This is a genomic window from Nitrospirota bacterium (assembly GCA_030684575.1).
Classification (GTDB): domain Bacteria; phylum Nitrospirota; class Nitrospiria; order Nitrospirales; family Nitrospiraceae; genus Palsa-1315.
Map to the genome: position 1 here is coordinate 265,239 of JAUXVD010000014.1, position 25,827 is coordinate 291,065.

The 25,827-nt window shown below is 57.6% G+C and carries 11 protein-coding genes; 10 read left to right on the top strand and 1 reads right to left on the bottom strand.

What is annotated here, in order from left to right:
* Positions 1-317: 317 nt before the first annotated feature.
* Positions 318-8,021, top strand: coding sequence for a SpvB/TcaC N-terminal domain-containing protein (locus Q8N00_11210; GenBank protein MDP2383362.1), 7,704 nt, complete (start codon positions 318-320; stop codon positions 8,019-8,021).
* Positions 8,022-8,441: 420 nt separating this feature from the next.
* Positions 8,442-16,970 (top strand): neuraminidase-like domain-containing protein, encoded by an 8,529-nt coding sequence (locus Q8N00_11215; protein MDP2383363.1) that lies wholly within the window; start codon positions 8,442-8,444, stop codon positions 16,968-16,970.
* Positions 16,971-16,993: 23 nt separating this feature from the next.
* Here the strand turns inward: Q8N00_11215 and Q8N00_11220 are convergent, their stop codons facing one another.
* The gene (locus Q8N00_11220) at positions 16,994-17,239 is read right to left on the bottom strand and encodes a DUF86 domain-containing protein (GenBank protein ID MDP2383364.1); all 246 of its coding nucleotides are present in this window, start codon (positions 17,237-17,239) and stop codon (positions 16,994-16,996) included.
* Between the two features lie 843 nt (positions 17,240-18,082).
* On the opposite strand from Q8N00_11220, the gene hisH reads away from it, so the two are divergent.
* The 8 genes from hisH (at position 18,083) to rpoD (ending at position 25,765) form a co-directional block, all read left to right on the top strand.
* Positions 18,083-18,691 carry an imidazole glycerol phosphate synthase subunit HisH gene (gene hisH / locus Q8N00_11225; protein MDP2383365.1) on the top strand — a complete coding sequence of 203 codons (609 nt, stop codon included), beginning with the start codon at positions 18,083-18,085 and terminating at the stop codon, positions 18,689-18,691.
* A complete protein-coding gene (locus tag Q8N00_11230) occupies positions 18,688-19,428 on the top strand; it encodes a hypothetical protein (GenBank protein ID MDP2383366.1) in 741 nt (246 codons plus the stop codon). The genes hisH and Q8N00_11230 overlap by 4 nt, the downstream gene beginning before the upstream one ends.
* Positions 19,429-19,446: 18 nt before the next feature.
* Positions 19,447-20,172, top strand: a complete 726-nt coding sequence (gene hisA / locus Q8N00_11235; protein MDP2383367.1) for a 1-(5-phosphoribosyl)-5-[(5-phosphoribosylamino)methylideneamino]imidazole-4-carboxamide isomerase — start codon at positions 19,447-19,449, stop codon at positions 20,170-20,172.
* 70 nt (positions 20,173-20,242) lie between these two features.
* Entirely contained in the window at positions 20,243-21,004 is a 762-nt protein-coding gene (gene hisF, locus Q8N00_11240) for an imidazole glycerol phosphate synthase subunit HisF (protein ID MDP2383368.1), read from the top strand.
* Entirely contained in the window at positions 21,004-21,657 is a 654-nt protein-coding gene (gene hisIE / locus Q8N00_11245) for a bifunctional phosphoribosyl-AMP cyclohydrolase/phosphoribosyl-ATP diphosphatase HisIE (protein MDP2383369.1), read from the top strand. Before hisF ends, hisIE begins: the two co-directional genes overlap by 1 nt.
* Positions 21,654-21,998 carry a histidine triad nucleotide-binding protein gene (locus tag Q8N00_11250; protein MDP2383370.1) on the top strand — a complete coding sequence of 115 codons (345 nt, stop codon included), beginning with the start codon at positions 21,654-21,656 and terminating at the stop codon, positions 21,996-21,998. Before hisIE ends, Q8N00_11250 begins: the two co-directional genes overlap by 4 nt.
* A gap of 120 nt (positions 21,999-22,118) precedes the next feature.
* Positions 22,119-23,933, top strand: a complete 1,815-nt coding sequence (gene dnaG / locus Q8N00_11255) for a DNA primase (protein ID MDP2383371.1) — start codon at positions 22,119-22,121, stop codon at positions 23,931-23,933.
* Positions 23,934-23,935: 2 nt separating this feature from the next.
* Complete coding sequence (gene rpoD / locus Q8N00_11260; GenBank protein ID MDP2383372.1) at positions 23,936-25,765, top strand: RNA polymerase sigma factor RpoD; 1,830 nt, start codon at positions 23,936-23,938, stop codon at positions 25,763-25,765.
* Positions 25,766-25,827 lie beyond the last annotated feature (62 nt).

Consider the following 25,827-nt stretch of genomic DNA (forward strand, 5'->3'; position numbering starts at 1 on the left):
ATTGCTTGATGTCCACTCGAACCGTAGTTCGAGTTGGAAAAAACTGTGGAGAAAAGTTTCAGTGTGACGCACCACATCAGGGAAGCCATCTTCAGTTGCCGCACAGCAGTCCTGCATTTCGCATTTCACGTCGTACCGTTCGCGTGCGTGAGTACGCAAGATCCCATTCACTCATCTAATCCCCTCGTGTCCTTCCCCATACTGTGGGTGTGTATTCCTAGAGATAGCTGTTCCTAATCCTCTCGAAAAGCCCGTTGACGGGTTCCTATGTTTCTGCCAACCTGCGCCCAGCGCTCTGAACCAAATTGAAAGTTGACATGCTCGATACCAAAGGGAGCGATCCCAACAACATAGAAGCGCCCAAGGATTCACTCCAACCTGCTCCACCAGCTATTTCGCTGCCGAAAGGTGGCGGGGCGATCCGCGGGATTGGGGAGAAGTTTACTGCGAGTCCCGTCACCGGGACCGGCTCAATGTCGGTGCCACTCGCGACGAGCCCAGGCCGTTCAGGCTTTGGGCCGCAGCTTTCTCTGAGCTACAACTCGGGCGCAGGCAATGGCCCATTTGGTCTGGGGTGGAATCTTGCGCTGCCAGTGATTACCCGCAAGACGGACAAAGGTCTGCCGCGTTACCGGGATGGCCAACATTCCGATGTCTTTCTGTTGTCGTCCGTCGAAGACTTAGTGCCGGTACTTGAAGCGCGCGGTAGAGAATGGCATCCGCGTCTTTTAGATCAACGCCTTAACGGTCGCCCGTATCGTGTCGAACTGTTCCGTCCCCGTGTCGAAGGCCTTTTCGCGCGCATCGAGCGCTGGACCAATCCGGCTGATGTGTCCGACGTGTTCTGGCGGTCGATCTCTCGCGACAATGTCACTACATGGTATGGAAAGTCAGCGGAGAGCCGCATCCTCGACCCAGCCGATCCGTCGCGTATCTATTCCTGGTTGATCTGCGAGAGCTACGACGATAAAGGCAATCTCATCGTCTACGGCTACAAGGCCGAAAACTCTCAACGGGTCACCGTTTCTACATTGCACGAAGCCAATCGCAGTGATGTGACTCGTAGCGCCAATCGTCACATTAAACGCATTTGCTACGGCAACCGCACGCCCTATCGGCCCGATCTCATCTCGACGGCACCGACACCGCTTCCTCGCGACTGGTTGTTTGAGGTCGTGTTCGACTATGGCGAGCACGACACCGACATGCCGGACCCTGTAGAGGAGGCGCAGCCCTGGATCGCACGCCGTGATCCGTTCTCGATGTACCGGCCGACCTTCGAGGTTCGCACCTATCGGCTGTGCCGGCGGGTGCTCATGTTCCATCACATCGCGGAAGATGACGATGTCGGCAACAACTGTCTCGTTCGCTCCACGGATCTGGTGTATCGGGAGCCACTGGATGCCGCCGACGGTGCTCAGTCCGGCTTCACTCGATTGATCGCTGTTGAGCGACGAGCCTACCAGCGACGCAGCGACGGACGTTACGATTCGCGCCAGTTTCCACCGATCACATTCAAGTACAGCGAACCAGAAATTGACGCCACGCTGCGTAGCATTGACGCGAGCCAACTCGACAATCTTCCCGTCGGCACTCAAGGTCCTGGCCATCAATGGATCGATTTGGAAGGCGAGGGGCTGCCTGGCGTCCTCAGCGAGCAGCTGGGAGCGTGGCACTACAAGCCCAATCTTGGCGGGGGCCGATTCGCTGAGAGCCGCTGCGTCAGCGAGCAGCCGATGCAGGCGATGCATGCTCCCGGTGCGACGCAGCTGCTGGATCTCGATGGCGACGGTCAACTCGAATTGGTGTCCATGAACGGTGCGCTGCCGGGCTTTTATGGACAGGACGATACAGGCCGCTGGCGAGACCACATTCCGTTCGCATCGCTCCCGAATATCGATTGGGCTGATGTCAATCTGCGTTTTCTCGACTTGACCGGCGATGGCCATGCGGACGTGCTCATCACCGAGCATGAAGCCTATACCTGGTATCCAAGCGAAGCGCGTCGAGGCTACGGAGGCGCTGAACAAACACGTTGGCGTCCCGATGAAGAGCAAGGCCCGCGCTGTGTATTTGCCGATGGGACACAGACGATGTTCCTCGCCGACATGTGTGGCGATGGGCTCACCGACTTGGTCCGTATTCGAAACGGCGAGGTGTGCTACTGGCCCAACCAGGGGTATGGCTCCTTCGGCGCCAAGGTCACACTCGGCAATGCGCCGCGCTTCGAAGCACCGGACCTCTACGACCCACGCCGTATTCGTTTGGCTGATATCGACGGCAGTGGCCCAACCGATATTATGTATCTAGGCCGGGACGGGGCGCAGCTATACTTCAACCGCAGCGGCAATGCGCTCAGCGATTCGCAGCACCTGGATCTGCCAGTGGCCACTGAGAATCTCGCCGCCGTTCAGGTTGTCGATCTTCTCGGCAGCGGCACGGCCTGCCTCGTATGGAACTCGCATCTACCGGGGGATGCTGCGCGCCCAGTGCGCTACATCGACGTGATGAGCCAAGGTAAGCCGCATTTGTTAATCGAGACGGGCAACAGTCTTGGCGGTAGTACAGAGATCGAGTACACACCGTCGACTCGCTTCTATGTCGCCGACAAGCTCGCCGGGACGCCATGGATCACACGTCTGCCGTTTTCGGTGTATTGCGTCAGCAGAGTTACCGTGCGCGACCAGTGGCGTGGCACCACGTTCAGCTCCACCTACAGCTATCACCATGGCTGTTTCGACGGCATCGAGCGCGAGTTTCGTGGATTTGGCCGTGTCGAACAAGTCGATGTGGAAGATTGCGGTCGTTTTGCTGGCGCTAACGCCGGCAGTCCCTGGATCACCGAAGACCAGCGACTGTTTCAGCCACCGGTGAAAACCATCACCTGGTTCCATACCGGCGCGGCCACAGACCGCCGCCTCGTGCTCTTGCAATTCAAGCGTGAGTACTTCCCGGCGCGGTACCGCCTCGACGGCGACTTCCACGAGCGCGAATTGCCAGAACCGCAGCTCGATGAAGGACTGGATGCTGACGAATGGCGTGAGGCCCTGCGCGCCTGCAAAGGTATGGTCTTGCGGCAGGAGATCTACGAACTCGACATCGACGCGCTCACCGCCGTCATGCCGCGACACCGCCTCGCACGCATCTTCTCCGCCGCCACACACAACTGCCGTATCCAGCGTCTGCAGCCGCGCGGCCCTAACCGGCACGCAACTTTTCTGGTCACCGAGAGCGAGGCGCTCAGCTACCAGTATGAACAGTCGTTGCCCGAGCCCGGTGGCGTGGTGCAGGCCGATCCACGCATCGCGCATACGCTGACGCTCCGTGTAGATGAACTGGGCCAACCGCTACAGACCATCGCCGTCGGCTACCCACGCGTCCGGCGGCACGAAGACCCGGTGATCGGGGAGGCCGCGAGTCGACGCATCAGAGCCGTGCAGGATGAGCGGCATCTGGCCTATACGGAAATTCGCTACACATCGGATGTGCTGGTGCCGGCCACCGCCGAGGCTGACACCGCGCTACGCCACCATCGTCTGCGGCTGCCCTACGAAGTGCGCAGCTTTGAGCTCGCCGGCGTCAGGCCTGTAGCAGACTTCTACTTTCAGCCGCAAGACTTTGCCGCGTTGCGCCTGAGCGACCATTACTCGCTGCTCGACGAGTTTGCCGTGCCCATCGATGTGGCCTTGTTACCGTACCACCGACTCCCGGATGCAACGGCACCGCAGCGTCGCCTGGTCGAACATCAGCGCACATTGTTCTTTGATGATGCCGACGATGATGCAGCCCCGGCCAACCACGTACCCTTCGGCCAGCATGGACCACGGGGACTGAAGTACGAGGGCTACAGACTCGCGCTGACCAACGACCTGCTGGCGGCGATCTTTCAAACTCCCGACAGCTTGCCCGATATGCCCACGGACATGGTGGCATGGGAATTACACCCCGGCATCACGGCTCGCAGCCTGCTCGACGACCCGCAGCATAGTGGCTACCAGCGCGATCCTGTCACCGGCGAATACTGGAGACGCTCCGGCATTGCCGGGTTTGCCGAGGATGCGGCCCGACATTTCTATTTGCCCGAGCGCTATACCGATCAGTTCGGCGTGGTCACCACGCTGCAATACGACCCGCTCGATCTCTATGTGCAGCGCGTTACCGACGCCCGCCGCAACCGAACGGAGGTCATACGGTTCGATCATCGTATGCTGGCACCGGTCGAAATGGTGGATGCCAATGGTAATCACACTGAAGCCATTCTCGACATGCTGGGCCAGGTCATCGCCGTCGCCATCAAGGGAAAGCCAGTGGGTGCTGGTTGGGAAGGCGACGACCTTGACGCCTTCCATTCCGATAGCTCGCGACGCAACCCCAGCGTGGGAGCTGTGCAGGCCTTCTGCACGTCGTACACATTGAGCGAGTCTCAAGCCCGCGCCTGGTTGGCCAGGGCCGGCAGCCGCTTCGTCTACCATTTTGGCGAAGCCCGTGATGCTGATGGAAATGTGACCGCTTGGGCCGCGCGCCCGGCCATGGCTTGTACCATCTCACGCGAGATCCATTCCACGCAGCCAGGAGGGGAGTTCAGTCCGTTGCAAGTGGCGCTGGACTGTTCCGACGGCAGTGGCAACGTGCTCATGAAGAAGACGCAGGCTGAGCCCGAGGTTGATGGAGGACCGTTGCGCTGGATCGTCAACGGCCTGACCATGCTCAATAACAAGGGCAAGCCAGTTAAGCAGTACGAGCCATTCTTCAGTGAACGATTTGGCTGCGAAATGCCGCGCGAGGAAGGTATCACGCCCATCCTGTTCTACGATGCGGTTGGTCGTGTGGTACGCACTGACTTGCCGGACGGCACCTACACGAAGGTGGAGTTTTCGCCGTGGCATGCGCGGCAATTCGATGCAGGCGATACCGTGCTCGACAGCGCCTGGTATGTCGAACGCGGTAGCCCTGATCCAACGGTTCCATTGCCACGCGGGATCGATGGAGCTCTGACCGTCTCGTCGGAATTCCGTGCTGCTTGGCTCGCGGCCAAGTCGGCCGATACGCCTGGTCAGACACATCTCGATAGCCTCGGTCGCGAAGTCATCACGATTACCCACAACCGAGTGCCGGATGAGACAGCGCGGCCGGCCATTGAATGGTCCGTGGGCGACTGGGGCTGGCGCGACGAGTTCCACCTCACCCACACCAAGCTCGATGTCGAAGGGAAGCCTCTGTGGGTACGCGATGCTCGCGGCAATCTGGTCATGCAGTACATCCATCCGCCGAAGCCAGACAGCGATGCAAGCGAAGACGTACCAGGCGGCAGCGTGCCCTGCTACGACATCGCAGGGAATCTTCTGTTTCAGCACAGCATGGATGCCGGCGACCGTTGGTCGCTGAACGATGCAGCAGGAAAAACTTTTCTGGCGTGGGATCTCAACGACGTGCTCGACGCTGAGGGGCAGAAGCATCCCGAAGCGCGCCTCGCCCACACCGAGTACGACCAGTTGCATCGGCCGCTCCAGCAATGGCTGCGGCTCGGCGAGTCCGATGCCGCCGTTGTCGAGAGATTTGAGTACCGCGATATAGCCAATGTCGATGAGGGGATCGATATCAATGATGCCCGCGCACGCAACCTGATCGGCCAAGCCATCACCCATGACGATCCCAGCGGACGCATGGAACTGCTGCAACTCAGCTTCACCGGCCAGGTGCAACAGGAGGAGCGCCGTCTGACTCGCCATACCACAACGCGCATCATCGATTGGCAAGGCGACGAGGTCGTCCGCGCATCACAACTCGAAACCGAAACATTCACCCGGCACACCAGGCATGACGCCCTGGGTCGTATGACGCTGCTGGCCAACTGGCACCGCAGCCCCCGCCGTGTGGCTCTGTACAGTCCGGTTTACAACGCTCGCGGAGTGTTGGAGTCGGAAGATATGAGCATCGGTGCGGACTGGAACGATGGCGTTCCTATCGGTGGGAAAATCTGGCGCGCCGTGCAGCGCATTGCCTATAACGCCAAGGGCCAACGCTTGCGGTTGCGTCATGGCAACGGCACCGAGACCCGGTATGCCTATGATCCACGGACCTTTCGGCTCATGCAGTTGCGCACGACGAGGACGGCAACTGAACTACCGTTCCCAGGCTTTCGCTCCAACCTGAGCGACGAGCGTGTCGTCCAGCAACTGCACTACACCTACGATGAGATTGGGAACATCGCTGAGATCGAGGACGAAGCCTGGACGCCAGTGTTCTTCCGCAACCAAGCCGTCGAGCCGCGCAGTTTCTATGTGTACGACGCGCTCAATCGGCTGGTCGAAGCGACGGGTCGCGAAAGCGCTCAGTTTGGCTCACGACCGCCTGGCCCTGCCAACGAATCCTTCCGGGTGGAGAGCTTCCCCACCGATCGCGAATTGCGACAGTATCGGCAGCGCTATTTGTACGATTCCGTCGGCAACTTCATCGCCATGCGGCATAGCGCGGATGGAGGAGGCTGGACCAGGGAGTACGAGACGGCAGAGGACAACAATCGCCTATTGCGCACCTGGATCGGTGGGGACGAGGTCGAGTCGGTCCGCTATGCCTACGATCTCCACGGCTCGATGCTGAATCTCGAGAACGTCTCGGAACCATCCCGCATCCGGTGGGATTGGCGCGACATGATCGAAGGCATGGACTTGGGCGGCGGAGGGCGAGCCTGGTACGCCTACGATATTGGGAAGCAACGGACCAGGAAGCGCATAGAACGCACTGGCCGTGCTGTTGAGGAACGGCTGTACATGGGCGGCATGGAACTCTATCGGCGGTATGCACCGGGCGGTCCCATCGTCGAGGAGATCGAAACCCATCATTTGTTTGTCGATGACCAGCGGGTGTTGTTTGTCGATGACGTCATTGCAACGGACAATGCTGCGCTCGGCACAGGTGTGTTGATGCGCTACCAATACGGCAACCATCTGGGATCCGTCGCGCTGGAGCTGGATGAAACGGCGCAGATCGTCGGCTGTGAAGAATTTCATCCCTATGGAACAACAGCGTATCACTTGGTCGGGTCAGTGCGAGCGACTGCGAAACGGTATCGGTATACGGGGATGGAGCGTGATGAAGAGACTAGGTTGAGTTATCACAATGCTCGATATCTGATTCCATGGTTGGGGCGGTGGGGAAGCACGGATCCGATTGGGCTAGAGGGGGGAGGCAACATCTATTCATATTCTCAGGGTGATCCTATTGGCTTATTGGACAACGCCGGTACGCAAAGCACAGATTGTGAATTCGACATGTGCTTTTCTCTTGAAGAAGCGCCTGAGCCAGCTCGTGAGTCTGGTTACGTCTCCATTGAGAACGGCCTGCTTGTTCAGCCGACTATCGAAGATGGGGAGATTACAGGGCTGACGTTTTCAGAAGTAGTCTCAGTTGAGCTGCCAACGCTGGAAAGGTTTCTTTACGCCAACGACGAGAACGATCAAACACGGGCAGTGTTGACTGATTATTGGAGACAGCACCACCCACGAGGGGTCTCTTTGTACTCCGAATCTGTTGTCGGGCCGTTTCGGCATGCATTTCTACGAGTCACTACTGATGAGGGGGACTTTGTCGTTGAAGTTGGAGATGCTGAAGGAATTGGGGAGCGTACTGCAGATCCTCGCCTGGCTTACTGGGAGGCTCACACTGAGACGTATACCCTTCATGAAGATGCCATTACGCGACCTGCGGACCCCTCAGAGGATGCGCAATTTGAAGAGCGCCTGCTAGAAATCAGTGCCTATTTCTCGCGACAGGATGAGAGGGGTGATTATATCAATCTTCCAACTTACGGCCTGCTAGGCCCAAACTCTAATGGGTATGTGCGATATGTGATCGAATCCGCAGGCGGTCAGGTCGTTATGGACTCATTCTTATTTCCGGCTCACGACGTGACAGAGCCCTATTCCGAAACGCCGAGTGAACGGGAGGAGCGTTTACGACAGTTAAGAGAACGTGCCAGTGAGATTGGTGAGAGCATGTCGATATTTGGCTTTCCACTGTAATAGCGAGAGGCCTACAAGACCGGTGATCGCAGTGAAGACCAAACAGTAAACGGCGGGGTACAGAGGCTTTCTCAGCTGCGATAGAGCATGCCAGGCGGAAGCCGTCTGGCATCAGGAGGACATGATGCTGGCGATTTGAAGCCGGGTATTTTCTCCTGACGTATGGTAACCACCCTCAAGGGTTGCCGGTGATGCAACTAACCTCCCAGTAGGCACACATTTCTTCAGGAGAACGCAATCGGGGTAGGGGGCATGGATGGAATACTCGTATCGACGAGGAGCAGCTTCGTTTGAGAAGTTGAACAGGCCTACCTTGCCTGAGTGGGGCAATTATATATCTCAGCGGTCATGGAATGTGAGTCTTGAAGGTCATTTGTCGATATCATCGACCTGTTCTCATCCCTCATGAGGAGATAATTCATGCCAAAGAAATCGAAAGGCACGGCGGTAACAAAGCCCACCGCACCTCCAAAACCAGCAACGCGCGGAGCGGCAAAGCAGGGTGATTCACGACGAGCCTATCTCGTATTAGGCAAGGTGACTTATGCCAATGGAGCGCCGGCTGCAGGCCTGACCGTTGTTGCCTACGACAAGGATGAATCAAGCCAGGACACACTTGGACAAGCCATCACGGATGCAACCGGCGCCTACAAGATTACCTACAGGGACATTGATTTTCGTAATACCAAAAAGGAACGTGGCGGCGCCGATGTGGTCGCCTGTGTCTATGACGACCAACACGAGGTGCTGTTCACGAGCAAGAAAAAGAACAATGCTCCCGCACAATTCAAACTGAATATCCAGGTGCCAGCCAAGCAGCTCGTGGTGCGGGGAGTTGTGAAAGACACGACCGACAAGCCTTTGGCGGATATGCTTGTGCGCGCGTTCGATCGAGACTTGCGGCAAGAGCAAACATTGGGCACGGCTGCGACCGATGCTCAGGGCCGCTACCAAATTGGATACTCGCCTGCGCAATTTATGCGCGCTGAGAAAGGCCGCGCCGATCTTGTCGTGCGTGTCATGTCCCTGGACGGCAAACGCGAACTCGCCAAGTCAGGCACGCTCTTCAATGCGCCGGTTCACGCTGAGATACACCTCACCGTTTCTGCCGACCAGTTGCATCTTGATTCAGAATGGACACGGTATCACCGTGAGTTGGTGCCGATTATCGAAAACGTTCTTCTCCAAGACCTCACCGACGAAGACCTGCAATTCCTGCATGGTGAAACCGGTATCACCTTGCTGCATCTCCAGTTGTTGCGGCATGCGTATCGTTGGGCGGTCGAGCATCGGCAACATCAATTGCCGACCGAGGCGTTCTATGCATTCCTTCGGCAGGGGCTGTCTCCGGATTGGCCGCAGTTGCTGCAAGCCGGTTCGAGCCGCTGGCGGGCTGCGCTCAAACAAGCGGTGGCTGCCAAAGAAGTGCCGCAGGCGCTCTCTTCTCAAAGCGATTTCGTGGTGCAGAAGCTCCAAGAATTGGCAGTGGATCTCACTTTTTCAGCCGCGGATGGGTCGTCAAGGACTTTTACCAGGCCTGTGGGACTGTTGCTGTCTGGCACGACGCTGACTTCCCAAGTACAACGCCAGATTGCCGGGTTGTTGCTGGAGCGAACAGCGGGAGAAGATCCGCAGTTGTGGTGGAAGACGCTGGCGGATGCCGGTGTGCCGGCCCCAGCGGTCAATACGACTCGGTTTGCCATTGAAACCGATGCGTGGCTCGGGGGGCATGTGCCGACTCTGAAAGCGTTGCAGGCTGATTTCGCAAAGTCGTTTGGCACAGTGCAAGAACTCGCCTCGCTGACGCGTGAGCAGTGGCGGAGCGTGGCAAGCAAGACCGCCGAGGGCAATGGCTTGCCGAAGGAATTTAAGACGGCCGATGCCTATGCCGAGGCACTGACGGATCAAGTGGAAGGTGCCTTTCCCACCCACGCTGTGATGTACCGATTGCGCGAGGCGGCTCAGCCCGTACGGCGAGATGTCGGGCTCTTCCTGTCGCTGAACCCTGAATTCAACCTACTCCAGTCGTCGATCGACGACTCGCTCGACAAGGCGAACCTGAAAGGCATCCAGACGCCGAAGGCAGAGCTGGTTGTTCAGTTGAAGAAAGAAGTGGCGGTAGCCCGCATTGTTCCGGATACACGCCGCCACGAGTATATGACGCTGTTGCTGGGACAGGGCTACGACTCTGCAACGAAGATTGCGCTGAAGGGGAAAGGGGCGTTCAGGCGAGACGTCGTGTCTCTTGCCGGCGCCAAGGCTGCCGACGAGATCTATCGCAATGCCAAGTCTCGCGCGAGTTCGGCTATGCTGATCTTCACCGGACTCCTCAACTACCTGGGCCCCCATATTCCCGTGTTTCCTCACATCCAGCCGACTGGGCAACTTGCGAGATGGACTGAGCTGTTCGGTTCCGGCAATGGCTGTCACTGTCCAGCCTGCGGGTCGGCGCATGGCCCGGCAGCCTACCTGGTCGCGTTGCTGGAATTCTTGAAGGACATAGATGCGAGGGCACCCCGTGGCGGAGATTCGCTGGCCGATATCCTGCGACGGCGGCGGCCTGATCTCTGGCACTTGAAACTCGATTGCGCGAACGCCGAGACCCCGCTGCCGTATATCGATCTCGTAATCGAGCATCTGGAGCGCCTTGTGGCGACTTTGCCGAACTCGCGTCTCGACTTTGATGCTGCGTCGACGCCACAAACGCCGGCTGATGGCTCCGCTGATGCGCTCCGTGCCGAGCCGGTGGTCGATGGTCGCACCGTGTCGTTGTATGGTCCCGATGGGCCACTTCAGCAAGGACGGTATCCGTGGCAACTCCCATTCGACCGTGATTTTGAGCGCGCCCGTATCGAGGTTGACCTGCTCGGAACATCCGCCGTCGAGGTGTTGGAGATACTGGGGGGCAATGAATCAACCGTGGCCTTGGCCCGTTCCGGTCTCAACCGAGCGACATGGGATGTACTGGATCACGTCGTGGAGACCGACGAGACAGCCGTGCGGAATGCTTGGGGCGCGAGGAACTGGAACGAGGATCTCATCAGGATCGGCGGGGCGAACGGCTTGCTGAAGCGGTCCGGGCTTGAAGCGGCGGAATTGTATGCCTTGATCGAGTCTCCACCCTGGGCCGGTTGGCGCATGATCGTCGACCGTGGCGACGATCCGTGCGACGTCGATCTCCATCGCGTGAAGCAACGAGTGGAATCTGGTGGTGGTGTGGCCGACTTCGTTGGTGCGACCAGAACGGCTGCGTTTGATCTGCTACATCGTGCTCTGCGGTTGCGGCTGCGTATGGGATGGTCGACGAGCACCCTTCTTGCTGTGATGGATGCGCTGGGAGTCGATGCGGAACACCCTGCCTTCGATATGGTTGCCGTTGCCAGGCTTGTGTCGTTGGCAAAGCGGTTGGGAGTCACTCCGGAGTCTGTGGCTCAGCGAATGGTGGCGTTGCGCGAGACATCCGGAGATCTCGGCTCATCCGCATCTCGCACGGCTCGCGCACAATGGCTTGCGTTGGCCCAGCTTGAAGAATTCGAACCTGCGGCTCTGACCGCGCTAGGATTGCCTGATCTGCTCGCAGATGTGGACGGCCCCGAACGGTTGCGCCGACTCGAGCAGATGCTGCAGGAGTGCGGCCTGGTCGTTGAGTCGGGGATCGATCCGGTGGAGCTCCGGTATCTCCTACAGAACGAAGACCTCTCGCCTCCGGTTTTTGCTGCACGCGAAGAGGATGCCACCCGCTATCTCGACCAGATTATCGCTGCGATTCAGGCTGCGAGCGCGACTGATGCAGGCGCGTTGCCGGTTGAATCGACGATAGCAACGAGGCAAACGGCGGCGGCCCTTCAACAACTCACGGAGATTACAAGTGCCACGTTTGTCTCACAAGTGGCGGCGGATCAGGGGAGCATGCCCGCATTAGTGAGGGTTGACGCCAGCGCTGGATCTCCGGCGGCGGTACAGGCCTTCATTGACCTCGCGGAGGCGCCATCCGATCCGTTGCGCGACCAGGCTAAGGGCATTCTTCTTCGGATCATCAAGACCTGCCGATTACTCGAACTGCTGCGTTTTACGGGTGATGACGTCGGTTTCTTGGCCCAACTTCCGCGCGATGGGGTTCGTTGGCTCAATTTCACTACGTTGCCGGTACGTGGTGGCGATGCCCGGCTGATGCTCGATCAGATTCGCGGGTTACTCATCGCGAGCGTTGTGCAGGCGTCGATCGCTGCGCGTGAGCCAAGACTTCTGGCGATCATGCAGACCACCTCAGCCGATATGGCAGCATCCGTTGATGCCTTGACTGCCTGGGGGCGATCGATCGCGACTCCAGGAACGATCGGCGGCGATGCATTGAATACGTTGGCGGTGGCGTTAGGCCTTCGCCCATCAGAGGCGGACACCTGGCGTGACCCACATACCTATCAACGGCTGAAGCGTAGCGTCTTTTGGCTTCAACAGCGCCGGCTCTTTGCGCAGGATGCCCAGACCCTTCGGACGGCAGTTGATGCGGGCCTGCGCACCGATGAGCTGACCGCGCTTGTGAGGAGACGATTCGCGACCGAGAGAGACTACTTCAAGGCCCTGACGCCGGCGATGGATCGCCTGCGTGCCCAACAGCGCGATGCGCTGCTGGGACAGATTCTTCACTCCAATACCGTCATTCCTCGTTGGAACACGCCCGACGACGTGTACGCCTATGTGCTGATCGATGTGCAGATGGGCCCGTGCCAACTGACTTCACGCCTTGTGCAGGCGCACTCGGCGGTGCAGCTGTTCGTCCAACGATGTACCCAGAATCTGGAGATCGATGCCGGCGTGTTGCTCGGCGACGTTTCGTCCATTACGACGTGGAGAGAATGGGCCTGGCTCAAGAATTATCGTGTCTGGGAGGCCGCGCGAAAGGTGTTCCTTTATCCGGAAAATTGGATCGAGCCGGACTTACGCGTAGGGAAGAGCCCATTCTTCGAAGTGCTTGAGAACGAGCTACTTCAAGACGAGATCAAACCAGAAACCGTGGAGAAGGCTCTGCGTCACTATCTGGTTCAGATGCATGAGGTTTCGAATCTCGACATCCGGGCCTTGTTTGAGGAGCCGTACGAGGAACCGCTGGCTGACGGGGACACAGCATCTCGCCGGGTGATCCATATGGTCGGTCGTACCAGGGCCAGGCCGCATGTCCATTATTATCGTACCAGGCAAGATGATCTATCATGGACTCCGTGGGAGAAGCTCGATCTCAGCATCGACTCCGACCATCTTGTCTTGGCTGTTCACAACCGCCGTCCGATGCTGTTCTGGCCACAGTGGCAGGAGGTAGAGCAGAAGCAAGGCGAAGTGTCGTTGAGACTCCTAGAGATGACGCTTCATGTCTCAACTCGAGAATTTGGTCAGTGGTCTGCGCCATCCATATCCAGAGACGTCATTCGTCTACCATTGAATCGAGCGGCATTGTCGCTCCGGCCTCGATTCAGAGAGGGCGGCATGGACGTTCTGGTCTATGACTATTTCACCCCTTCTACTCGTGCCCTTGGCGCAGCACAGGGTATCGAAATCGCATCAGCTGGTTTCGCGTACGATTCCTGTACCGGTGAGTTGCGAGCTCTACGTTTACCGTATTCTGTCTTCCGTCTTCTCCCCCCATCCGTGGCCCCATTCGAACAAGGGTTGCGGGAGTCAATAGACGAAGCTTCGGCTGGCACTCGCCTTCGAACGGGCGGAATTGCTGAGCCAGAGCGTATTGCGTCGACTGGGGTTAGGAACGTCGTCGAGCTCCTTGATCGTGGCGGACTAGGTGGAATCCTGCTTGCGGCATTCGCATTACTTTCTGATGAATTGCGGGATTCGTTCGGAGGTGCCCTTCGAGATGACCGGCCGGCGGTTGACGTGTTTATGAAGTCCATCGAAGGCTACCGTTTGGTGCCGAGTCAACAGCATGCGCAGTTTAATACTGACCAGCCATATGTGTTTCAGTACCAAGGCCGTCAGCTTCTGGCAATTCGAAAGACAGGTCCCATCAGTCCTCGGCTGGCAAGTGGCTTTTACCTCTGGCTGTTTCCTTCGCGGTATGTGCTTGAAGCGGGTGAGCATCCTTTCATGTGCGATCTGCTCGAGGTGATTCGTAGCGAAGGTGTCGATGGTCTGTACCGCCAGGGTGAATGGGCACCATTCGGAGTGGTGATTCCAGTTGGAGGGGCGCGTCGTCATCCAAGGCAGCTTACGGTACGTAATGAGACATGGGTGGAGACCACGCTTACCCCGAATACGGCAGTGGTAGCCAAGCCATATCCCGTCGACGAATTTGACTTCTCATCCGTCGGTGCCTACGCCTTGTACAACTGGGAATTGTTCTTCCACGTGCCGTTGATGTTGGCCGAGCAGTTGCGGAAGAGCCAGCGGCATGAAGAGGCGCAACGCTGGTTCCATACGATCTTCGACCCGACCGACGTATCGCCACATCAGGGACCGAAGAAGTATTGGCGTGTGAAGCCCTTGTTCAATGATGCCCAGAAGTGGGCGGGGCCAGCCGAATCGTTGGAAGCCATGCTGCGCCGGCTCTGGGCAGGGAATGCCGATGTGGCGGAACAAGTGGAACAATGGCGGAAGGACCCGTTTAATCCACATGCACTCGCGTCACTCCGACTTGTGGCCTATATGAAGACCGTGGTGCAGAAGTATGTGGAGAATCTTATTGAATGGGCAGACAGCCTGTTCCGTCGTGACACGATGGAGTCCATCAACGAAGCGACGCAGCTCTATGTTCTGGCGTCCCATATTCTCGGCGATCAGCCAGTCGAGTTGCCCGCGCATTCCCCCGATGCCAAGAGTTACGCGGAACTATCGGCCCCTGACTCCATCGATGAGCTTGGGAATGCGCTGATCGATATTGAAAGCGGTCTGCCTTTCGCTCGTGGAGAGGGTAGGGCTTCCGACGAACCGTCGCCGGGACCATCGATGCTGTATTTCTGCATCCCGAGCAATCCGCGGTTACGCGACCTGCGGGCAACAATCGACGACCGGCTATTTAAGATTCGCCATTGCATGGATATCGAGGGCCACACCCGGCAGCTTGCGCTCTTTGCGCCGCCCATCGACCCTGCTTTACTGGTGCGGGCTCGTGCCGCTGGACTAGACATCGGCACCGCACTGTCTATGGCCCTGGGCGCGCGCACTCCTCACTATCGTTTTCAGCCTCTTTTGCAAAAGGCGCTGGAATTCTGTCACGAGGTTCGGTCATTCGGTAATGCGTTGCTCAGCGCCCTGGAAAAGCGAGACGGTGAAGTGCTGGCGCAGTTGCACTCCCGCCATGAGGTCGGGATGCTCAAGCGGGTGTCAGAGATTAAGCGGCAGCAGATTGAGGAGGCCGAGGCGGGTCTTGAGGGCGTACACAGATCGAAATCGGTTGTGCAAGCGCGTTTGGATTTCTTTGCTGGCAACCTGCAGGCATTCACGTCCCCCAGCGAAGCGGCACAGATCACGGATCTCGACCGTGCGCACAATGCAGAGCTAACCAGTGCCGCGCTTAGTTTAGGCGCCTCGATTGCCTACGCATTCCCGGATATTGCGTTGGGTATGACGAGCTTTGTTAAGGTGGGCGGCACCAATATTGGTAATGCCTTACGAGCTGGCGCCTCGATTGCCAGCATCGTCGCCCAGCAGCACACGTTCGATGCTTCCATGGCAGGCTTCACTGCGAGCCACGAGCGGCGGGCAGATGAGTGGCGTCATCAAGTCGAGACAGCAGGCCGCGAACTTGCCCAGATCGACCAGCAAATCATCGCCGCTGAAATCCGCTTGAATATCGCCAAGCAAGACCAGCGCAACCACGAAGCTCAGATTGCCGATGCCGAAGAAGTACGCGCCATGCAGCGCGACAAGTTTACGAACACCCAGCTCTACAACTGGATGTCGTCGCAGCTCAGCGCTCTGCACTATCAGTGCTATCGCATGGCCTTCGACCTCGCCAAGCAGGCCGAGGCCGCAGCGCACTACGAACGTGAAATCGGTACGAACCTTGTCGGTTTCGACCACTGGGATGCCGGACGCAAGGGTTTACTCGCCGGCGACCGCCTGGCACAGGATCTTCGTCGGCTGGAGACGGCATACTTGCATCGAAACACACGTGAGTTGGAGATCACCAAGCACGTCTCGCTACGACAACTCGATCCGTTGGCGCTGATCGCTTTGCGATCGAGCGGCCAATGCGCATTCCATGTTCCCGAAGCCCTGTTCGATCTAGATTTTCCAGGCCACTACTTCCGTCGCATCAAGAGTGTGAGCCTGTCGGTGCCTTGTGTGGCCGGACCGTACACGAGCGTGAGCGGGACGCTGACACTCCAATCGAGCCGCATCCGCAAAGTTTCACAAATCGGTGATGCGCACAAAGAAACATTATCCGGCTCAGAACAGTCGATTGCGACGAGTTCTGGGCAAAACGACGGCGGTCTCTTCGAATTGAATTTCCACGATGACCGATACTTGCCATTCGAAGGGCAGGGGGCGGAGTCGATATGGCAGTTTTCATTGCCGACTGAATTTAAGGCGTTTGACTACGATACAATCGCGGACCTGGTTCTGCATATCCGATACACAGCCCGCGAGGGAGGTGATGACTATGCTCGCTCTGTCGCCTCCGGTCTGGTCCGAACGCTCAATGGGATACCTACGGATGGGTTGAAACTCCTTGTCAGTCTGCGCCATGACTTCCCGGCTGAATGGCGTGCGCTCCAGGTAGAGGGGGATGACGCTCGACGTGAGATCCGGATCGACGCCTCGTTATTTCCATACTTTGTCCGCGGGAAGTTCAACATTACCGCAGTGCGCACCATAGCGAACGGTGTGGCTGTGGGGCCGCCGCTCTTCAGCGGTTCTCTGGCGACCGCCATCTTTGACATTTCTCGCTCAATGGAATACTTGCTCGTGTCGTACAGCATTTTGGAGCCCGTGGGGTGATCGATCAATCCGCGATGGCTGAATTAGGGAAACGCGTTGACGATGGTCGATGAGAACGTGCGGAGATCTTCCAACTGTTTGGTAATGATGGCGTAGACCATATCCCAATGTAGGCGGGTGTATTCATGTGCGGCTACGTTGCCGAAGCCAACGATGTGCTGCATTCGGGTTGCCAGGTCGGCTGAGACGGTGCCCGATATTTGCAGAAGGGTAAATGCGTCACGACTGCCTTGTGGCACGCCAAGATTCAGTTGGCTTACGACATACATGGTTGGTCTGTTTCGCGAAGAGATTCTTGTCGTTTCACATACCATTCGAGAATCCTCTGAAGGTACCGCTCGATGCTCGTCGCTTGGGTTAGGACGACGTCGTCAGCGGTACATCAATCCGCTCGCGCTGATTATTTTTAGTATCCTGCGCCGTTCCTTGTTGGGTCTGACATAGACTGAAAACACGTACATTTCGAGCTTTTGCTGAGGCGGTTCGTTTGGCGCATTGAGGCATTCTCCCATCGAGATCACCTGCATCTGCATCACCGTTGACGCGGTACGCAAACCTACAAGATCGACATCACGATGAAGTTTGGGTAGCAAGTTCTTGGGTGAGTTCGAATCGACGCATCGCGGAAGTTGGGTAGCACACAAGTACGGAGAGATCCATATCGCGGTCCCTGCTGGCAGTGTCTTTCGCCTGTGACCAGAATCGGTATAGGGCGGTGAGGCTGGGGACCGATTGTCTGATGCGATCGACATGTTGTCGTCCATGTCGGCCACCATGGTTCGTGTTGGCTCAGGCTCCTGGTTCACCCACCTCCTATCAATATTCGAGCGTTGACCTTCGGCAATTCTGGTGGAGATTCCCGCTGCGGCTGGATAGGTCGTTTGCTAGTGGCAGGATCATTCTGGTTGCGGTATTGTTACGGCCTTATGGTCAGGCAAGGGGTAGGAGCCGTGGGGCAATAGGTAGGAGAGGGACAAGAGTCTTTCTCTTAGCCCCTGCCCCAAGCGTTTCGCTTCCAGAAGGTTGCGGAAGAACGACACTTGGTAGAACGGCATTTCGATGAGTCGAGAACGAAGCTGGCGGATTTTTTCAGCGTCCTGCAAGAAAGTGTCATGATTGCGATTATCGACTACGGCATGGGCAATCTTCGCAGTGTCTCCAAGGCCTTTGAGGCGGTGGGGCACCAGGCGGTCGTCACTCGTGATCTGGGGGTGATCAGAAATGCGAGCCATGTCGTACTGCCCGGTGTCGGCGCATTTGGCGATTGTATGACCAACATCGAGCGGTATGGGCTTGCAGAGCCGATTCGCGCAGCGATTCAATCAGGTAAGCCATTTTTGGGAATCTGCCTGGGACTCCAATTATTGTTTGAGGAAAGTGAAGAATTTGGTACGCACAAGGGGCTCGGCATCATCCCTGGCAAGGTCAAGCGGTTTGCTGCCGACCAGGGGTTGAAGGTGCCGCATATGGGTTGGAACAACGTCATGATGGAGCGGCCCTGTCCCCTGTTTGAGGGGATTCCCGATGGATCATACTGGTATTTTGTGCATTCATTTTATGTCGCCCCTTCTGACAAGACGGTTGCGGCAACGAGGACGGATTACGGGACGGCGTTTGTCTCGAGTATCTGGAGGGACAATGTCGTGGCCTGCCAATTCCATCCTGAAAAGAGCCAGGAGGTCGGGTTACGGCTGATCAAAAATTTTGGAGCCTGGGCATGAGTATGATGCGCAACAAGGGATGGTCGGTGGCCTTGGCGGGACTGGCTTTGTTGACGGTTGCCGGCTGCAGTGGATCGAAAGTCACGACGAAATCGTCTGCGGAGTTGCCGCGGTATCAGATTCGTACCATCGCCTTGATCCCCTTCACCACGCTCGCGACACCACAAGTCAGGGATGTTGTCGATCAGGGTTTCTCCGCGCCTCAGGGAGCTCGCCGCTCTGATATGGCGCTTGCGGTACCACCGAATACTGAACAGCCCCTTCGGCAAACCGTGACCGTGCCGGCTGGCGCTGGGGCAACAGTCACGCAACTACTCTGGAGCCGGTTGAAGTCTCGGCAGGGTGTGACCGTACTTGCGCCGAGTGAGGCCGCAAAAGCATTGGCGTCTCAGGCGACGCCTCAATTTTCCACTGGGCAGGCATTGGCGATGACCATGGCGAAACAGCTCAAGGTCGATGCGTCGCTGATCGGTCAAGTGTCGGTGTATCAGGAGCGGGTTGGTGGTCGCTTTGGTGCCAGTCCCCCGGCCACAGTGGGGTTTGAAGCGAAGGTCATCGCCGCCGATGGGCAAATCCTGTGGGAAGGGAATTACTACGAGAAGCAGCGACCGATGACGGAAGACGTGATGGGTTTCATTCAACGGCATGGAGTGTTTGTCACGGTGGAGGAGTTGGCGATCTACGGGGTCGACCATCTACTCCGTGAATTTCCATTTGGAACGGCAGAAGAACAGTAACAGGAGACGGTTGTGTCCATGCTCATTATTCCCGCGATCGATTTAAAAGATGGCCGGTGCGTGCGGTTGCGTCAGGGCGATATGACGGCTGAGACGGTCTATTCAGACGATGTGCCGGCTGTGGCGAGGCAATGGCAGCAAGGCGGTGCGACGCTGATCCATGTGGTGGATCTGAACGGAGCGGTGGAGGGTGAGCCGCGCAATCTGTCCCAGATCGAGGCGATCATTCGCACCGTGAGCGTGAAGGTGCAGGTGGGGGGCGGGATCCGGTCGATCGAAACGGTGCGTCGTTACCTCGGGGCTGGTGTGAGCAGGGTGGTGCTCGGCACGGCGGCATTGACCGATCGGTCTTTCTTGGAGAAGGCCTGCTTGGAGTTCCCTCGTCAGATTCTCTTGGGCCTGGATGCGCGGGATGGGAAGGTGGCCGTCAAGGGCTGGACATCGGTATCGGAGACGAAGGCGACCGATTTGCTCAAGGAGTTGGCGGGCCATGACTTGGGGGCTGTGATTTATACGGACATTGCCCGCGATGGTATGTTGGGTGGACCGAATCTGGTGGCGTTGCGAGAAGTGGTTGAGTTGTCCTCCTTCCCGGTCATCGCGTCCGGGGGGATTTCTCGTATTGAAGACGTGCGAGCAGTCCAGGCGCTCGGACCACGAGTTGAAGGGGCGATTGTCGGGAAGGCGCTCTACGATGGCAAGTTAGATTATCGGGCCGCTCTTGCGGCCCTTGGGGCTGAGTAGGGCTACGCGTGAGGAATTCTTTACTGACGGTTTCCTTTCACGTTTTACAGTTTACGATTCACGAGTCGGCATGTTGACCAAACGGATTATTCCCTGTCTCGATGTCAAAGACGGCCGCGTCGTCAAAGGCGTGAGCTTTGTGAATTTGCGCGATGCGGGAGATCCAGTCGAAGTGGCTACGGCCTACGATCGCGAAGGCGCTGACGAACTCTGCTTCCTCGATATCACGGCCTCCCATGAGAATCGAAAAACGATCATCGACGTGGTCGAACGGACGGCGGCGAGGGTGTTTATGCCGTTGACCGTTGGCGGCGGCGTGCGAACGCTTGAGGATATTCGGGCTCTGTTGAATGCGGGCGCTGATAAGGTGAGCATCAATACGGCGGCGGTTCAACGGCCTGAATTTGTGAAGGAAGCGGCGGAGCGATTCGGGACACAATGTATCGTCGTGGCGATCGATGCCAAACATCGTGCCGTGCCGGCAGCAGGCTGGGAAGTCTTCACCCATGGCGGCCGTAAGTCGACCGGTCTCGATGTCGTTGAATGGGCGAAGAGGATGGCCCAGTATGGGGCCGGTGAAATTTTGCTCACGAGTATGGATCAAGATGGGCAACAGCAGGGATATGATCTCGCGCTGACGTCCGCAGTATCGGAGGCCGTCTCGATTCCGGTGATTGCATCGGGCGGCGTGGGAAACTTGGATCACCTCTACGATGGATTCGTCAGAGGCAAGGCGGATGCGGTCCTGGCTGCGTCGATTTTCCATTTCCGGACTCACACGATTCCGGAAGCGAAAGCCTATCTTCGTCAGAAGGGAGTAGCGGTTCGATAATGGATGTGGAGCGATTGAAATTCGATACGCAGGGGCTCATTCCGGCAGTCGTACAGGATTGGCGAGATGGCACGGTCCTGATGGTGGCCTACATGAACCGAGAGGCGCTGCAAAAGACTCTCGACACGAAGTCGGTGCATTTCTGGAGTCGGTCGCGCAAGGCATTGTGGGAGAAGGGTGAGACCTCGGGGCACAAGCTGCAGCTCAAAGATCTGTTTTTCGATTGTGACGGCGATGCCCTGCTTGTGAAGGTCGAGCCAGTCGGTCCGACTTGCCATACGGGTGAGCGGGCCTGCTTCTTTTCCCGTCTTGATTCTCCCGAGACGAAAACGTCCGAGTCCTGGGGTGGAATTCTTGAGCGCCTCTACCAGATGATCCAAGAGCGAAAGCAGCAACCATCAAGCGAGTCGTATACTTCAAAACTGCTGCAAGGCGGAGTCGATCGTATCTTGAAGAAAGTCGTCGAGGAAGCCGGGGAGGTGGCGATTGCCGGCAAGGGTGGGAAGAAGGACGAGATCGTTTACGAAACGGCAGATCTGTTATTCCATACGTTGGTGGCTTTGGGGCACCACGGCATCACACCGCAGGAAATCTATCAAGAGTTGGCGACTCGGTTTGGAAAGTCTGGCTTGAGAAAGGAGCCAACTTCATGAGCGAATGCCTCTTTTGCAAGATTGTGGCGAGAACCATTCCTGCCGCGCTCGTGTATGAGGACGATCTGGTGGTCGCGTTCGACGATATCAATCCCCAGGCTCCGACGCATACACTCGTCATCCCCCGGAAGCATGTGACCTCGATTGCTGAACTGCAAGCGGCAGATGTCGAGCTGCTCGGGCGCTTGATGCTGGCCGGTAACAAGATCGCGAAAATAAAGGGGATTACAGACTCCGGACACCGTTTGGTCGTCAATACCGGTGCACATGGTGGGCAGAGTGTCTTGCACCTGCATCTTCATGTGTTAGGCGGACGCCATCTTGCCTGGCCTCCCGGCTAGCCTGTTTCCACCACGTTGACAGATTTCTTTCCCGTCTGCTACCCTGAACGGTCTATTTTACGACCACTTACGTTTACCTTCCTCACCGGTGCAGGTGGGGGAATAGGAGCTGCGACTCCCGTGGGCCGAGGTCTGATTTCTGAAGACGTGATCAATCAAGTCAGAGATCGGGTCGATATCGCGGAGGTGGTTGGCCATCACGTGAGTTTGACCCGGGCCGGCCAGAACCTGAAAGGTCTCTGTCCCTTCCATCAGGAAAAATCGCCCTCCTTTACGGTGAGTCCTTCTCGCCAGATTTTTCATTGTTTCGGTTGCGGTGCGGGCGGCAACGTGTTTGCGTTTTTGATGCGGATCACCGGTGCGAGTTTTCCCGAGACGGTCCGTGACCTTGGACAGAAGTTTGGAATTGTCGTGCCCGAGAGCGGGCCGAATGCCGGGCCTCAGGCCGCACAGATGAGTCGTCTCGAGCCATTGAATCGGGCCGTGACGGCGTGGTTTCAGCAGAATTTACGAGATGGATCGGCTGGTGCGACAGCGCGGGATTACCTGGCGAGTCGAGGCATTCAGGCTGAGACAATCGAGCGGTTTGAGATTGGTTACGCGCCGGCTGAGTGGGACGGGCTCATCAAGGCGCTGAGTCAACAGGGGTTTGCGCAGAGTGATTTAGCCGCTGCGGGATTGACGGTGGCGAGAGAGCAGGCGTCCGGGTCCTATGACCGGTTTCGCGCCAGGGTGATGTTCCCCATTACGGATCTGCGCAAGCGGGTTGTCGGTTTTGGTGGCCGCATTCTTGGCGAGGGGACCCCGAAGTACCTGAACTCTCCGGATACTCCCTTGTTTAAGAAGGGGCAGACACTCTACGCGTTAGACCTTGCGCGTGAAGCCGTAGCCAGGCTGAAGACGGTGATCGTCGTGGAAGGGTATTTCGATGCGGTTGCCCTTCATCAAGCCGGGTTGACCCATACGGTTGCGACGTTGGGAACCGCACTGACGGCGGAGCACATTCAGGTACTCAGGCGGTTCGCTTCGAAAGTTGTCCTGTTGTTCGATCCTGATCAGGCCGGGGTGCGTGCTGCATTGCGGGGGCTCGATCTGTTCGTGAATAGCGGACTTGGCGTGAAAGTTGTCTCGTTGCCGGCAGGCGAGGACCCCGATACGTATGTGCGGAAGGAGGGGCCGGAGGCGTTTGCACAGCTGGAAGAGCAATCTCCGAGCCTCCTCGACTTTGCGCTCGAGCATAGTTTGAGTACAACCGATTCCAGTACGATCGAAGGGCGAATCCGTAGCGTGGACGATGTGTTGCGGATTCTGCAAAAGAGTGAGCACCCGATCGAACGAGAGGAACGGATTCGTGTGGTGGCCGAGCGATTGGGGGTTAGCCAGCAACGATTGATCGAACGGTATCCAGCGCTGGTGCAGTCGGAGGGCCGCCGACCGGCAACGTCTCAACCGGCCAGTCCCTCTCCGGCGACATTCAAGGGTGTGAGCGAAGAGCGAGACCTGGTGTATTTGCTATTGCACGGGCATTTGACCGCTGCCGATATGCAACGGCTACGGCCCGAGGCCTTTTCGGTTCCGGCCTGTCGTATGCTCGTCGAGGCGGCGTTGACCCATCTCGATCGGGATGGCCGAGTTGGACTCAGGTTGCTGCTCGATGCGGTGGCCGATCATCCGGATTGCGGGTCGCTGGCGACGGAGTTGTCCGTGCGGGAAGACCACTTTGACGATGTGCCTGCCCACGTTGCGGGCTGTTTAGAGACCTTGGAGCGGAAACGAGCCGAGGCCGCGTTTCGAGATTTGACCGCGCAACTCAAGGCTGCCGAACGGGAGGGCCGTGGAGACGATGCGCGGATATTGAATGCACAAGTGAATGAATTGAGCATGCAAAAGGCCAATCGGCCTGCAACCGGGATATTGTCCTTAGTGAAGGAGTAGTCATGGCGAAACAAGAGTTACTCGGCGAAGTCAAAAAGCTAATCGCAATCGGGAAAGAGAAAGGCTTTTTGACCTACGACGAGTTGAATAGCACGTTGCCTGCAGAAGTGGTGTCTTCCGAGCAATTCGGCAGCATCATGACGATGTTCGGCGAATTGGACATTGAGATTGTGGATGCGCCGGATGGCGAGCGGACGCAGAAGCGCACGGAGCGGGGCGAGGCCGCCGACGATGCGGAGGAAGCCGAGACCGAGACTGAGGCGGAAGCCGAGGAAGAAAACGAAAAGCCGATCGACCTCACGCCCGGCGCCCTCAGCCGCACGGATGACCCTGTTCGCCTGTATTTGAAGGAAATGGGCAGTGTGGCGTTGCTGAGCCGCGAAGGGGAAATCGAGATCGCGAAGCGGATCGAAGAAGGGAAGAAGGAAGTGGCGTCGGTGATCTACGGCTTGCCGATGACCATCGAGTTTGTGCTGGCCCTGCGCGATCAGCTCAAGGACGGAAAGATTGATGTGCGCGAGATCGTGCCGGTGAAGGAAACGGAAGAGGAGCTCGAAGAGGAGCAGCAGCCGATTGAACGGGATTATGAAGAGCTGCGGGTGAAAACGCTTGAGGCTTTGAACACGGTCCGAAAGGTCTCGTTATCGCTCAAGGCCCTTGTCGAGAAAGAAAAGTCTATCGGGAGTGATCCTGCGAAGCAAAAACAATACAAGAAGCAGTTCGATCTGGCGCGTCAGCAGGTCGTCGATAAAATTGAGTCGGTGAATCTGCACGGCGTGCTGAAGGATCGCATGGTGCAGCGGGTGCGTGATTTGGCCGTCCAGTTCCGTATGGCGGAGCGAGAGGTGGCCAGCTGTCAGCGGCGCATTGGAATCGGCGGCGAGGCCGGCGCCGAGCAGCTCAGGAAAATGTGCCGGACGAGGCCGGATTTTCTGGCGGTCAGACGAAAGGCCGGAGTCTCCGAGGAGACCCTGTCGGACATCAAAAAAATCTATCAGGCGGCGAAGGCGCGGATTAAGCAGTTGGAAACGGAAGAGGCCTTGGTGCCGGCGGAGGAAATCAAAGATGCCGTGAAGCATCTGGATGTCGCCGAGGACAAGGTGAAGCGTGGGAAGGCGGAACTGGTCGAGGCCAATCTGCGTCTTGTGGTGAGCATTGCCAAGAAGTATACGAATCGCGGATTGCAGTTTCTGGATCTGATTCAGGAAGGCAATATCGGGTTAATGAAGGCGGTGGATAAGTTTGAGTATCAGCGCGGGTACAAGTTCAGCACCTACGCCACGTGGTGGATCCGGCAGGCGATCACTCGGGCCATTGCGGACCAGGCGCGTACGATCCGCATTCCGGTGCATATGATTGAAACAATCAATAAGCTGATCCGGACATCACGCCATCTGGTTCAGAAACTTGGACGGGAGCCGTTACCGGAGGAAATTGCCGAACGGATGGACTTGCCGCTCGATAAGGTTCGGAAGATTCTCAAGATCGCGCGTGAGCCGATTTCTCTGGAGACGCCGATCGGTGAAGAAGAAGACAGTCATTTGGGTGATTTCATCGAAGATAAGAAGGCGGTCTCTCCGTTGGAAGCCGCGATTCGGTACGATTTGCAGCGCCAGATCAACAGTGCGCTGGAAACGCTGACCCCGCGAGAAGAAAAAGTCTTGCGGAAGCGGTTTGGGATCGGCGAAGCCACCGACCACACCCTGGAAGAAGTCGGGCAGGACTTTGAAGTGACCCGTGAGCGCATCCGGCAAATCGAGGCTAAAGCGCTGCGCAAGTTGCGGCATCCGAGCCGGAGCAAGAAACTGCGAAGCTTTGTCGAAAGCGTGTAAAGCCAGGCCGTCCGTGAGTCATTTGACTCCATGGGAGGCGCGGCCTAGAATCATCCGACCTG